Raw genomic sequence first — 12,810 nt, 5'->3', positions numbered from 1 at the left:
CTAGCAGAGGTAGTAGAGGGCGTGCGTTGCCCTCGGCGCGCAGTGCTTCTAACAATGGCTGCCCGCAAAGGCGTCCCCGCAGGTCACACACAGAGTGGGCCGGGCAACCGCTCTCGGTGGCGCTCCGCGATGACGAGTGAGGTCACACATGAGCAAGCACCGCAGAACGACGCACCGCCGGAAGATAGCCATCGCCGCCGTCACCCTGGCGGCCGTGGGTGTGCCCTCTGTCGCCATGGCCTGCATGGACTCGGAGGGGACCGACAACAGCCGCTCCTACGGGCAGTGGGAGAGTGCAAGCTACGAGCGAGGGTGGGACGGGGACGAGTCCGAGCTGTGGTGGGACGGGGAGAAGTGGGACAGGAAGCCGACCGCGAAGGCGTCGCAGTCCCCCACCGCGACGCCGAGCACCTCTGAGCCGGCGGCGACGAAGCCGGCCGCGCCCAAGCCCACCGCGACGAAGCCGGCGGCGCCCAAGCCGGCGGCGCCCAAGCCGGCGGCGACGAAGCCGGCCATGCCCAAGCCCACCGCGACGCAGTCGGCCACGCCCAAGCCGGCCGCGCCCTCCACCGCGGCACCGGCGTCGGGCGATGTCGCCCGCGTCGTGGAGCTCGTCAACAGTGAGCGCAGCAAGGCCGGATGCTCCCCGGTGACGTTGAACGAGAAGCTGAGCAAGGCCGCGCAGGACCACAGCGAGGACATGGCGGCGCACCGGAACATGTCCCACACGGGTTCCGACGGGTCGGACGCGGGTGAGCGGATCACGCGTGCCGGTTACAACTGGAGCACCTACGGCGAGAACGTCGCCTACGGTTACGAGACCCCCGAGAGCGTCATGGCGGGCTGGATGTCCAGCCCCGGCCACAGGGAGAACATCCTCAACTGCGCGTTCAAGGAGATCGGCGTCGGCCTCGCGCAGCCCGGCGACTACTGGACGCAGGACTTCGGCACCGCCCGGTAGGCGGCGCCGGCGAATCGCCGCAGGGACAGCTGGAGGCCCCGCCGTGATCACACGGCGGGGCCTCGTCGCTCTGTGGCCGGCGGTCGGCCGGCGCCTTCGTGTCACCCAGGGCTCGTCCCCCGGCCGGTCTCCGGGCCCGGTCGGATGCGGTCGCCCTGGGCCGGCCCACTCGTCCACCCGGAGAGGGGAGTGACGCTCACGGTGCGGTGGACGCCGGGGTCACCGACGGGTGGGTCCACAGGCCCTGCGCCTGGAGTTTCGGCAGTACGCCCTCGCCGAACCAGTACGCCTCCTCCAGGTGCGGGTATCCGGAGAGGACGAACTCCTCGATGCCGAGGGCGTGATACTCCTTGATCCGCTCTGCTACCTCGTCGTGGCTGCCGACCAGCGCGGTGCCCGCGCCGCCGCGCACCAGACCGATGCCGGCCCACAGATTGGGGTGAATCTCCAGGCGGTCACGGCTGCCGCCGTGCAGGGCGAGCATGCGCCGCTGGCCCTCGGACTCGCTGCGGGCGAGGCCCGCCTGGACGGCCTCGACGGCCTCGTGGTCGAAGCCGTCGAGGAGCCGCCTCGCCTCCGCCCAGGCCTGCTCGGCCGTGTCCCGGGTGATGACGTGCAGCCGGATGCCGAAGCGGAGGGTGCGGCCGTGCTTCGCGGCCAGCCCCCGGATCCAGGAGATCTTCTCGGCGACCTGGGCGGGCGGCTCTCCCCAGGTCAGATAGACGTCCGCGTGGCGCGCCGCCACCTCGCCCGCGGCAGGCGAGGAGCCGCCGAAGTAGACATCGGGTACCGGGTCGGGCAGCCGGGCCAGCCTGGCGTCCTCGACCCGGAGGTGCTCGCCGTCCAGGTCGACGGCCTTGCCCTCCCACAACTCCCGTACGACCTCCAGGAATTCGCCGGTCCGGCGATAGCGCGCGTCCTTGTCGAGGAAGTCGCCGTAGGCCCGCTGCTCCCGGCTCTCGCCGCCGGTGACGACGTTGAGCAGGAGCCGGCCGCCGGTGTGGCGCTGGAAGGTCGACGCCATCTGCGCGGCGAGCGTCGGCGAGACGAAGCCGGGACGGAAGGCGACCAGGAATCTGAGCCGTTCCGTGTTCTGGCTGACCATCGCCGTGGTCAGCCAGGCGTCCTCGCACCAGGCGCCGGTGGGGGTGAGCGCTCCGACGAAGCCGAGGCCCTCGGCGGCGCGGGCGATCTGGCTCAGGTAGGCGACCGTCGGCGGCCGGTCGCTTCCCGACTCCGAGGCAGGGGTGCCGTGGCCGCCGCCGACGACGTGGCGGCTGTCACCGCTGGTGGGGAGGAACCAGTGGAAGGTGAGGGACACGCGGGGGTCTCCGATCAGGGGTGTTCGTCACAGAACGCCGGGCCGGGGCGTTCGGGTACCGCGGGGGATGCGGCGGCCGGGGAGGTGTCAGGGGGAGGCGAGGAGTCGTCCCGCGTTCGCCAGGACGTACCCGGCCACGTTCGAGCCGAGCGTGATTCCAGCCTCGTCGGCCGACCGGGTGTGGATCCCGGAGAAGACGCGGGCGTCGACGTTCTCGTCCGACAGCTGCTTCCAGGCGGTGTATGTCCGGATCACACCGGGTGCGGTGGGGCTGGTCAGGGTGAAGGGGGCGGTACGCGGCCCGACGAGCGCCGACAGCACGGTCTCCGATGCGCCCGAGTAAGTGGTGTGGCCGCTCGGGTGGTCCGGGTGCGCCGGGGTGGTGTGCAGCGGAGTCCACCCCGGGTCGGGAGCGATGGCGCCGGTACGGATCGCGGTGACGGGACGCCATCGCTCGTAGGTGTACTTGCTGTCGGAGGTGGCGATCTGCGTGTCGACCAGCGCGACGTGGAAGAGCGCGACCAGCCGCGCCTGCCCGGCGGCTCCCTCGCCCGATCGGGAGAGCGCGACACGCAGCGGCTCGGTGTAGAGAGTGAGGGAGGAGCCGAGCCAGAACGCGGCCGTCTCGGTCCGGTGGGCGCCGCGCACCGTGCTGTCCGCCGCGCCGTACGCCCGCACCTCCGCGAGATCAGCGGCGTAGCGCCGGGATTCCAGGGCCGGCGGCGGGCCGAGCCGGAACTGGCTCTGTTCCGTGAGCAGGAACGGCTTGGCGAACCGGTTGCCGTACTGGGTCGCCGGTGCGTACGCGGGTGGCGTCGGCTGCCACACACCGGGTGCCGCGGGGGGCACGGGGTAGGGTGCGTTGACCGATGCGGGGTCCAGTCCGTCGCCCTCCCTCCATGCAAGGACGAGGTCCGCCTGCCGCACTCCGGCCGCGACCCCGCGCTCCTCCGCCGGTCCGTCGGGGATCTCCTCGAGCGTCTGCCTGAACGTCGCGTCCAGCTCCTCCGCACGGCTCGGGACCAGCGTCGCCAGCGCACGGTGCACGGCGCCGGCCAGGGCGGCCTCCTGGTACGCGCCGCGCTCGACGCCCGCGGGCACGCTGCGGGCGGCCCGGGCGGCTGCGAGCCAGCTGATGGCCCAGGTACGGCTGTTGGTGATCTGGGTGGGCGCCCCGGCTGACGCGATGGTCTCGGCCGTGGCGTCGTACCAGGTCAGCGCCGTGGAGCTACGGCCGGCCGCGGCGGACTGGGGGACCGCGGCGGCTTGCGGAACGGCGATGGACGCCGTCAGCAGGGCCGCCGAGCCCAGGGCGACGAGGGCGGGCCGGAATCCGGACGAACTCACGCGTTCTCCTTCAGTGTGGTCGGTGTGCTCGGTGAGGCGTGGCTGCCGGTCGGCCGCGGCAGCCCGTAGTGATCGCGCAGCGTGGCGCCCTGGTACGCGGTGCGGAACAGGCCGCGCTCGCGCAGGATCGGCACCACGTGCTCGGCGAAGAGGTCGAATCCGCCCGGCAGCCAGGGCGGCATGAGGTTGAAACCGTCGGCCGCCCCCTGTTCGAACCACTCCTGGATCTCGTCGGCGATCCGCTCCGGTGTACCGGCGATCACGCGGTGGCCGCGAGCGCCGGCGAGGCGGTGCAACAGACGGCGGACGGTGGGTTGTTCGCGGTCGATGATGTCGAGAATCAGCTGGAAGCGGCTGCTGTTGCCGCGCTCGCCCCGGGCCTCGATCAGCTCGCGCGGGACCGGGCCGTCGAGCTGGTCGGCACCGAGCTCGATGCCCAGGAGGCGGTGCAGGAGCTCGAGGGAGTACTCGGGCTGGGTGAGTTCGTCGAACTCCTCGCGCAGCGCGCGTGCTTCCGCCTCGGTCGAGCCGATGAACGGACTGATGCCCGGCAGGACGAGGACCCCGCCCGGGTCCCGGCCGAGCGCCGCGGCCCGCGCCTTGATGTCGGCGTAGAACTCCTGGCCGCTGTGGAGCGTCTGGTGTGCGGTGAACACCGCCTCGGCGTGGCGGGCCGCGAAGGCCCGGCCGTCCGGGGAGGAACCGGCCTGGACGTAGACCGGGCGGCCCTGGGGCGTGCGAGGTGTGTTCAGCGGCCCGCGCACCCTGAGATGACGGCCCTCGTGGTCGATGGCGCGGATCCGGTCGGTGTCGGCGAAGACGCCCGTCTTCTGGTCGGCGACCAGTGCCTCGTCCTCCCAGCTGTCCCACAGCTTCGTCACGACATCGACGAACTCGTGCGCCCGGTCGTAGCGTTCGGCGTGCACCGGGTGCTCGTCGAGGCCGAAGTTCCGCGCTGCCTGCGGGGCGCCGGTGGTGACGATGTTCCAGCCGGCCCGGCCGCGGCTGAGATGGTCCAGCGACGCGAAGAGGCGGGCCAGGTTGTAGGGCTCGGTGTAGGTGGTGGACGCCGTGGCGATCAGCCCGATCCGTTCGGTGGCCGCGGCGATGGCGGACAGCCAGGTGAACGGCTCCAGCCGGAAGCGGCTGGCGTAGCGGACGTTGTCGGCGAGGGAGGGGCCGTCCGCGAAGAAGACCGCGTCGAACGCGGCCTGTTCGGCCGTGCGGGCGAGATCCTGATAGAAGCGGATGTCCAGGATGCGGCTCGGATCGGTGCCGCGGTAGCGCCAGGCGGCCTCGTGGTGACCGCCCGGATAGACGAACAGGTTCAGGTGCAGTTGCCGTCGCGTGGTCATGCCGGGCTGCCCTCCTCCGCGAGGTCCACTCCCAGCCGTGCGAGCAGACGGTCCCGCAGGGACGCGTACTCGGGGCTGCCGTGGCGGCGCGGTGCCGGGAGCTCCACGGGAAGGTCTGCCGCGATCCGGCCCCGGTCCAGCACCACCACCCGGTCCGCGAGGGCGATCGCCTCGTCGACGTCATGGGTGACCAGCAGAACGGCGGGCCGGTGCAGAGCGCACAGTCGGCGCAGCAGTGCGTGCATCCTGATCCGGGTGAGGGCGTCCAGCGCGCCGAACGGTTCGTCGGCGAGCAGCAGATGCGGTTCGCGTACGAGGGAGCGCGCGAGGGAGACGCGCTGCTGCTCACCTCCCGACAGTTCCACGGGCCAGGCCCGCTCACGCCCCTCGAGCCCGACCTCGGCGAGGGCGGCCCTGCCGCGCTGTCGCGCGTCCGGTCCGGTCAGCCCGAGGACGACATTGTCGAGTACGCGTTTCCAGGGCAGCAGCCGGGCATCCTGGAAGACGACGGAGATCTGGTCGGGTGCGATGAGTTCGCCGCTCCCCTCCACCTCGCGGTCGAGCCGGGCCAGCGCTCGCAGCAGTGTGCTCTTGCCGGAGCCGCTGCGCCCGAGCAGCGCGACGAACTCACCGGGTGCTATGCGCAGTTCGAGCCCGTCGAGGACCCTTTGGTCGCCGAAGGAGCGCACCAGAGCGCCGATCCTGACCGCCGTGCGGTCAGTCACGCGGTCAGTCGCCTGTTCCTCGGTGACGGTCAGTCCGCCAGCGTACGACGCCATGACAGCGTCCTCCTCTCCACGAGCCGTACCAGGCCATCGGAGACGAGCCCGAGGAGTCCGTACACGACGAGGCCGACGATGATGACGTCGGTCTGTCCGTACGTCCGCGCGAGCTCCATCATGTAGCCGATTCCGCTGGTCGCGTTGACCTGTTCCACGACGACCAGCGCGAGCCACGCGGCGGTCACCGCGAAGCGCATGCCCAGCAGGAAGCCGGGGAGGGCGCCGGGCAGCACGACGTGGCGGACGAACCGCAGCCTGCTGAGCCGCACGGTCTCGGCCAGCTCGGCACAGCGGTTGTCGATCGTGCGCAGTCCGTTGTGGGTGTGGATGTAGACCGGCACGAAGACGCCGAGCGCGATCGTGACGACCTTCATCGTCTCGCCGATGCCGAACCACAGGATCAGCAGGGGGATCAACGCCAGGGACGGGACCGCCCGCTTGATCTGCACAGGCCCGTCGATCAACGCCTCGCCCAGCCTGCTGAGTCCGGATACGACCGCGAGCAGCAGCCCGCCGGCGACGCCGAACACCAGGCCCAGCAGGGCGCGTCGGGCGGAGGTCGTGAGGTGGGACTGCAGCCGGCCGTCGGCGATGAGGTCCCCTGCCGAAGCCGCGATGACCCACGGCGCGGGCAGGCTGCGGGCGTCGATGAGGCCGGCGGCGGAGCCTGCCGCCCAGGTCGCGAGCAGCAGCAGCGGGCCGGCGGCCCAGCCGTACGGCAGGGGGCGGCCAGGGCCGAGCCGCTTGCGGCTGCGCGACGGGCGCCGGAGGGCGGCGGGCGCTGCTCCTCGCGCGGCCGGCGGCTGCGGGTCGTTCGTCGCCGGAGGCTGCTTGCCGAGGACCGTGGCACTCATGGTGTCTTCCCTTCGCCGTTCCCGTCATCGGCGATGGCGGCGGCGGCCACGGACTCGTATCGCCGGTCGAAGAGGATCTCCGCCTTGAACGCCTCACGGCGCTGCTTCTTCGCCAGCAGATCGATGGTCTGCTGCTGACGCCGGATGGCGCCGGTCCAGTCCGCCGGAATGTCGGGGTGGCCGTTCCGCTCGACGAGATATTCGCCGTCCTCGTGGCTCAGTCCCTGGTCCTTGACGTAATAGCCTTCGACCCATTCCTTGGGGTGCTTGTCGATCCAGATCTGGGCCCGCGCCCAGAACGCGATGAGCTCCCTGACGGCGGAGGACTTCTGCGCGTCGCTGACGGTGTCGGTGAGCGCCCACAGGTGCTCGGGGTCGTCCCGCAGGCCGTGCTTGACGGTCGTTCCGCCGGCGTTGCCGTATGTCGTCAGATAGCGCTTGACGTTGACGTCTCCGATGGGAGCGGCATCCACCTGGCGATTGCCGAGCGCCGTGGGATAGACGTCGTCGGTGCTGGCCAGTTCGACGAGCTGGACGTCCTGCTGCGTGAGTCCGGCCTTTTCCAGGATCCGCAACACGAGCGCGCCCTGCGCCTGGCCGGGGCTGTAGGCGATCTTCTTGCCGCGCAGGTCCGCGAGCGTCCTGATGCCCGCACCAGGAGCGACGCCCAGCTCGTAGACCGGGTGCCGGAGCGGCTCCTTGCGGAACTTCGCCGCCACCAGCTTGGTGTCCAGGCCTGTCCAGTGCGCGTTGATCGACGGGATCTCCGCGGCCGAGCAGAGGTCGAGGGCGCCGGCGCGGAAGGCCTCGGAGCACTTCGGTCCGCCGCTGATGTTGGCCCACTCGACCTTGAAGGGAAGTCTGTCGATCTGCCCCGACAGCTCCAGTGCGACCCTGAGCTGCGGTGCGCCGACGGTGAGGGTGGTGTCCGGGGAGACCGCGGCCGGAATCTTCACCGCGGAGACGTCTTTGCCGGTTGCCGTCGACTGTGCGGTGCCCGCGCAGGAGGTCAGCAGAAGGGCGGCCGAGAGCGTGATGGCGAGGGCTGTTGGTGTGGATGCGGGTATGCGCAAGCGAGGGGACATTCGTGCCTTCACAGAGCGAGAGAAGCCACCAGGGCGTGGATGAGCCCGGATCGTGGCGAAAGAGAAAAGGGGGAAACCGAAGCAGACGGGCAGCGCGGTGGGATCAACCGCGCACCGCGGTGGGATCAGCTACACACCGCGGTGGCGACGCGCATCAGGTCGATGGCCCGCCTCTTCCGAAACCGCTGGGAGATCCGCATACCGGTGAACCTAGCCACGGGCCGGAAACCCGGTCAAGAAGCACCGGCTGGTTCGCCGCCGCTGCAACGACACTGTCGTAGGCGGTCCATGTGCCCGTTACAACGCGGCCCCGGCGGGGGGAAGTTCATCCCCAGGGGACGTACGGTCCGACAGCCGTCGGACCGTACGTCCCTCAGCGGTCGGAGCCGTCGGCGTCGTTCCCCGGGTCGAGCCACGCGCCGATGCGCGGCAGAGCCCGGGGCCCGCTGTCCTGCTCCACCGAGCCGACAAGATCGGCGATCGAGACCTCCTGCAGCGACGCTCGCCAGGCGGCATCGGCGGCAGCCATCGCGCGGGCGATGGGGCACGGCTTCGCACAGTCCTGGGGCGGCGTCCCGAGCGGACCCCGCTGGCGGATCTCGGTGCACACGAACGCGGGGCTCGCCCCGTCGACCGCCTGCACCACGTCCAGGACCGTGATCTCGGCGGCAGCCCGGGTCAGCACGTATCCGCCCGTCTTGCCCTGGACGGACTTCACGAGGCCCGCCCGCGACAGGGCCTGCATCTGCTTGGCGAGGTAGCTGGGCGAGACGTCGTGCAGCTGCGCCAGCCGGGCAGCCGGGACCGGTGCGCTTGCCGCCGTCAGCACCACACAGCAGTGCAACGCCCACTCCACGCCGCCGGACAGTTTCATGTGCCCTCCCACTTGACTCGGACACATCCTATCCGAGTAGTATCCCGGACATCAGATATCCGAGTTTGCGGGCGGGCGGCCGCACTCGGCTCACGGAAGGGCAGGATCATGAAGATCACGGTCATCGGCGGCACCGGACTGATCGGTTCCCGGCTCGTCTCCGCACTCCGCGACGCCGGGCACGAGGTGGTCGCCTCGTCCCTGTCGACGGGAGTCGACCTGCTCACCGGCGCGGGGCTCGACCAGGCGCTCGAAGGTGCGGACACGGTCGTCAACGTCACGAACTCACCCACGTTCGACGAGGCGTCCCCGGCCTTCTTCCGCACCACCATGGGGCACCTGCTGGCCGCGGGCGAGCGCGCCGGCGTTCGCCATCAGGTCGTCCTCTCGATCGTGGGTGTCGACGAGGTGCCGCGGCTGGACTACTACCGCGCGAAGACGCTCCAGGAGGACCTGCTGCGCCACGGGCCCACGGCGTACTCGATCGTGCGCGCAACCCAGTTCTTCGAGTTCATGGAGGCGGTCATGTCCTGGACAGCCGATGACCACACGGTCCGGCTGCCCTCCACGCGCATCCAGCCCATCGCGGCAGCCGATGTGGTCGACGCCCTCGCCGACGTCGCCACCGCCTCGCCGCTCCAGGGCGTGATCGAGGTCGCCGGCCCCGATGTCCTTCCCCTGGACGAGCTCGGTCGCCTCACGCTGTCGACCCGGCAGGACATCCGCACCGTGGTCACCGACGAGCAAGCGGGCATGTTCGCCGCCGTCGACGGTGACGTTCTCGTCGCAGGGCCCGACGCGCGCCTGGCCCCCACCCACTACAAGGACTGGCTCGGCATCTCTCGCTAGCCGACCTCCGGCTGGGCGGCCAAGGCTCCCGCCGCGAACCACCCTCATCACTCCGGCTCCGGTCGGCGCCGGGCATCTCACGGTTCGAATGAATCTGAGATGGGCATGTCAAGACAGCCATGCCCAAGCCCGTCGTCGACCAGGAGGATGAGTGAAGACGAGTTCACGGATCCGAAGGGCGGCATTCGTCCTCGGCAGCTCCATCGCGCTGCTGATCGCCTCGCCGGGCACCGCTCTCGCCGCCCCGCCCACGGCATTACCCCCCAACGCGGACGGGCTGGAGCAGACGTTCCAACCCGCCTACGACTACGACAGGGACGGCTGCTACCCCACTCCCGCCATCGGCCCGGACGGGTCCGTCAACGGCGGCCTCAAACCGTCCGGTGCCCTGAGCGGCCAGTGCCGCGACTCATGGGATCTCGGCAGCACCAACGGATATGCGCGGTACAAGTGCAACAACGGCTGGTGCGCGATCATGTACAGCCTCTACTTCGAGAAGGACCAGGCCGTACCCGGCATCGGGCTCGGCGGGCACCGCCACGACTGGGAGCATGTGGTGGTCTGGGTGCAGAACAATCAGGCGCAGTACGTGTCCACCTCGGCCCACGGCAGTTTCGCCGTCCACAGCCGTGACCGGATCCTGTGGGACGGCACGCACCCGAAGGTCGTGTACCACAAGGACGGCGTGAGCACGCACTGCTTCCGTCGCGCGAACGCCAACGACGAGCCTCCCGAGAACCATCACCGCAGCTGGCAGTTCCCGAGCCTGGTCGGCTGGAACGGCTACCCCACGGGCATCCGCGAGAAGTTGAGCCAGGCCGATTTCGGAAGTGCCGTATTCGGCCTGAAGGACGGCACCTTCGCCCACCACCTCGCGAAGGCCAAGCCGGCCGGGATCGCGTTCGACCCCAACGCCTGATGACGCCCGGCACGGCACGACGGAGAGCCCCGGCAACCAGGTCAGGTCGCCGGGACTGCCCGTCGTGTCACGAATGCCCGACCGCGCCGGACCGCGCAGCGGGGGAGAGGTTCACCATTGCCTGTGCCAGTACAGGGCGTTCATGGCTGCCCGCAGCGGTGCGGCGCCGCGTTGCAGGGATCCCCAGGCGCCGCCGTTGTTGGTGTACCGGAGCGGATACACGCCCGTCCTGCGGGTGCGCAGATCCGCGTGGTCGAGGTTCGACCGCTCCGAGTAGCGCACCAGGTGCTGCGCCCAGACGTCCGCCGGCGCGGCGTTCCCCGCACTGACACCCCAGTCGGCGTTCGAGCCGACAAGGGTCCAGTCCGTTCCCCCCTGCGCCTGGGGGAGCCTCGGTCCGAGCCAGCGCCGGAACTTGCTGTTCGGGTACATCTCCTGGCACTGACGGTTGATGACACAGTGGGCCGCCCGTACGCCCTTGTGCGGGGTGCCCAGAGTGACGACGTCCTCCACGAACAGCGTGTCCGGCCAGGTCGGGTCGCCCTGTTCGTATCCGGCCACCGCGGCACGGGCGATGAGCCCGCCCATGGAGTGGCCGACCAAGTCGACGGTCTGCCCCTTGGAGGAGTACCTCCGGTGGATCTGCCACGCGAGCTCACGCCCCAGATCCTTCAGGGACGTGTCGGCGGTGCCTTCTCCCTCGGGGTCGATCCGCACGTCGCACCCCGCGTCGTCCGTCTTGTAGAACCCGACGCGGTGCAACTCGCCCTTCCACTTCGACTTGTTGAACAGCTTGGCGGCGGATTTCCACTTGTCGCCGCACTTGTCGCCGGGCGTGTACCCCTTGATGAAGAAGACCGGCCGCGACGTGCTGTTCTCCCGGGGAGGCGCTGAGGCCCCGGTCGCCGCCTGTCCGGCGGTGGTGGCATCGGAGGGAGTGACAGCGCCGGCCGCGGTGGTCGCCGTGAGCAGGAGAACGGCGCTCACCGTGCAGGTCGTGAGGGATGAACGGAGTCTCATGTGAACTCCTGTCGGTCGTGGACTCTGACAGTCGTCGACTGTTCCGCAGAGTCCACGCTCCGACCAGGCTGTTTCCGTGTCCGGGACGGATCTGGGCTGTCCCGGACAGCCCAGACCGCAGGAGCAGCGCTTTCCCTCTCGAGCGTGGGTGGGGCAGGGCAGTGCATGCCGCGAGAGGAAGGCGTCAGGGGCGGATTCCGTCGCAGGCGATGGGCAGGTGTCGCGGCCCGCGGAGTACGGCGTTGTACCGGTAGGGGGGCGGGTCCTCCAGCAGGCGCGGGTTCTCGAGTCTGCGGGCGAGTTCGGACAGGGCGAGTTGCGCTTCGAGCCGGGCGAGTGGTGCGCCGAAGCAGCTGTGGATGCCGCTGCCCAGGCCGAGGTGCTGGATGTCCTTGCGGTCCGGGTCGAAGCGGTCGGGGTTCTCGAAGCGCTGGGGGTCGCGATTGCCGGCTGCCAGGACCAGCCACAGGGAGGCGCCCTTGGGGATGGTGGTGCCGTTGATCTCGATGTCCGCGACGGTGGTGCGCTGCGGCACCAGCTGTACCGGCGGTTCGAAGCGGAGCAGTTCCTCGACGATGGGCACGGCGAGTCGTGGGTCGGTCCGCAGCCGTTGCAGGACGTCGGGGTTGCGCAGCAGGGTCAGCATTCCGTTGGTGACGAGGTTGACGGTGGTCTCGTGCCCCGCGATCAGCAACAGCGCGGCGGTGCTGAGCAGTTCCATCGTGGTCATCGTGCCGTCCGGGCCCTGGGCCGTGGCCAGCTCGGAGAGCATGTCGTCCCTGGGGTTCTTGCGGCGCTCCTCGATCAGGCCGGCCAGGTACATGCCCAGTTGCATACGGGCGTCGTGCGAGACCTTGCCCCGCTCCTTGGGGTCCGCGTCAGGATCGGGGTCCAGACTCGCGGCGATGGTGTCCGCCCAGCCGTGGAAGCGTGCCTCGTCCTCGCGCGGCACCCCGAGCAGCCGGCAGATCACCGTCACGGGGAAGGGGTAGGAGAACTGGTCGACCAGGTCGATCCGGCCGGGGTCCCCGATGCCGTCGATGAGGCCCGAGACGATGTCGTGCAGTTCCTGGCGCATCCCGTCGACCCGGCGGGGGGAGTGCGGCGGGCCGAAGGGCCGGTTGGTCATGCGCCGCAGCCGGTCGTGTTCCGGCGGGTCGAGCCGCAGGAAGCCCGGTGGCAGGGCGCTTTCCTCTTCCTGGGCCGACTCGGCCAGCGGGTCGTGGGCGGCCGAGGCCAGATTGCGGGCGTCGGAGCTGATGCGGGGGTCGTGCAGCAGGCTGCGGATCTCGTAGTAGGTGCTGACGACGTACGGCCCGTCGGCTTCGTGGTGGACCGGTGTCTTGCGCAGCTCCTCGTAGATCGGGTACGGATCGGGGCGGTTGGCGTAGTCAAGGATCTGGTGCAGCAGGGATGGCGTCATGGCGGGTCCTCGTGGCCGTG

General features: G+C 70.4%; 12 protein-coding genes. 3 read left to right on the top strand and 9 right to left on the bottom strand.

All coding sequences use genetic code 11. The annotated features are described in order from the left end of the window. Positions 1 to 148: 148 nt before the first annotated feature. Positions 149 to 961, top strand: coding sequence for a CAP domain-containing protein (locus AB0K02_RS24680; RefSeq protein ID WP_365994698.1), 813 nt, complete (start codon positions 149 to 151; stop codon positions 959 to 961). A gap of 196 nt (positions 962 to 1,157) precedes the next feature. On the opposite strand, the gene AB0K02_RS24675 is transcribed toward AB0K02_RS24680, so the two are convergent. From AB0K02_RS24675 to AB0K02_RS24645, 7 genes are all read right to left on the bottom strand, one after another. Then, complete coding sequence (locus AB0K02_RS24675) at positions 1,158 to 2,282, bottom strand: LLM class flavin-dependent oxidoreductase (protein ID WP_365994697.1); 1,125 nt, start codon at positions 2,280 to 2,282, stop codon at positions 1,158 to 1,160. 87 nt (positions 2,283 to 2,369) lie between these two features. After that, positions 2,370 to 3,629, bottom strand: a complete 1,260-nt coding sequence (locus tag AB0K02_RS24670; RefSeq protein WP_365994696.1) for a vanadium-dependent haloperoxidase — start codon at positions 3,627 to 3,629, stop codon at positions 2,370 to 2,372. Next, positions 3,626 to 4,984 (bottom strand): LLM class flavin-dependent oxidoreductase, encoded by a 1,359-nt coding sequence (locus tag AB0K02_RS24665; RefSeq protein WP_365994695.1) that lies wholly within the window; start codon positions 4,982 to 4,984, stop codon positions 3,626 to 3,628. Before AB0K02_RS24665 ends, AB0K02_RS24670 begins: the two co-directional genes overlap by 4 nt. Continuing rightward, a complete protein-coding gene (locus tag AB0K02_RS24660; protein ID WP_365994694.1) occupies positions 4,981 to 5,763 on the bottom strand; it encodes an ABC transporter ATP-binding protein in 783 nt (260 codons plus the stop codon). The genes AB0K02_RS24665 and AB0K02_RS24660 overlap by 4 nt, the downstream gene beginning before the upstream one ends. Next, positions 5,739 to 6,620: an ABC transporter permease gene (locus tag AB0K02_RS24655; RefSeq protein WP_365994693.1), complete on the bottom strand. Its 882-nt coding sequence runs from the start codon at positions 6,618 to 6,620 to the stop codon at positions 5,739 to 5,741. The genes AB0K02_RS24660 and AB0K02_RS24655 overlap by 25 nt, the downstream gene beginning before the upstream one ends. Further along, the gene (locus AB0K02_RS24650) at positions 6,617 to 7,693 is read right to left on the bottom strand and encodes an ABC transporter substrate-binding protein (RefSeq protein WP_365994692.1); all 1,077 of its coding nucleotides are present in this window, start codon (positions 7,691 to 7,693) and stop codon (positions 6,617 to 6,619) included. The genes AB0K02_RS24655 and AB0K02_RS24650 overlap by 4 nt, the downstream gene beginning before the upstream one ends. 385 nt (positions 7,694 to 8,078) lie before the next feature. Further along, on the bottom strand, positions 8,079 to 8,579 hold the full coding sequence (locus tag AB0K02_RS24645) for an Rrf2 family transcriptional regulator (protein WP_365994691.1): 501 nt from the start codon (positions 8,577 to 8,579) through the stop codon (positions 8,079 to 8,081). A 108-nt stretch (positions 8,580 to 8,687) separates the two neighbouring features. Between AB0K02_RS24645 and AB0K02_RS24640 the strand changes: the two genes are divergently transcribed. Beyond that, positions 8,688 to 9,428, top strand: a complete 741-nt coding sequence (locus AB0K02_RS24640; protein ID WP_365994690.1) for an NAD(P)H-binding protein — start codon at positions 8,688 to 8,690, stop codon at positions 9,426 to 9,428. 151 nt (positions 9,429 to 9,579) lie between these two features. Next, positions 9,580 to 10,347 (top strand): NPP1 family protein, encoded by a 768-nt coding sequence (locus AB0K02_RS24635; protein WP_365994689.1) that lies wholly within the window; start codon positions 9,580 to 9,582, stop codon positions 10,345 to 10,347. A 111-nt stretch (positions 10,348 to 10,458) separates the two neighbouring features. Here the strand turns inward: AB0K02_RS24635 and AB0K02_RS24630 are convergent, their stop codons facing one another. Both AB0K02_RS24630 and AB0K02_RS24625 read right to left on the bottom strand, forming a co-directional pair. Then, positions 10,459 to 11,367 (bottom strand): hypothetical protein, encoded by a 909-nt coding sequence (locus tag AB0K02_RS24630; RefSeq protein WP_365994688.1) that lies wholly within the window; start codon positions 11,365 to 11,367, stop codon positions 10,459 to 10,461. Positions 11,368 to 11,551: 184 nt separating this feature from the next. Continuing rightward, entirely contained in the window at positions 11,552 to 12,790 is a 1,239-nt protein-coding gene (locus tag AB0K02_RS24625; protein WP_365994687.1) for a cytochrome P450, read from the bottom strand. Positions 12,791 to 12,810: the final 20 nt, after the last annotated feature.

Source organism: Streptomyces sp. NPDC049597 (assembly GCF_040675505.1).
Taxonomy (GTDB): Bacteria; Actinomycetota; Actinomycetes; order Streptomycetales; family Streptomycetaceae; genus Streptomyces.
This window is presented reverse-complemented; position numbering and strand designations above follow the sequence as displayed.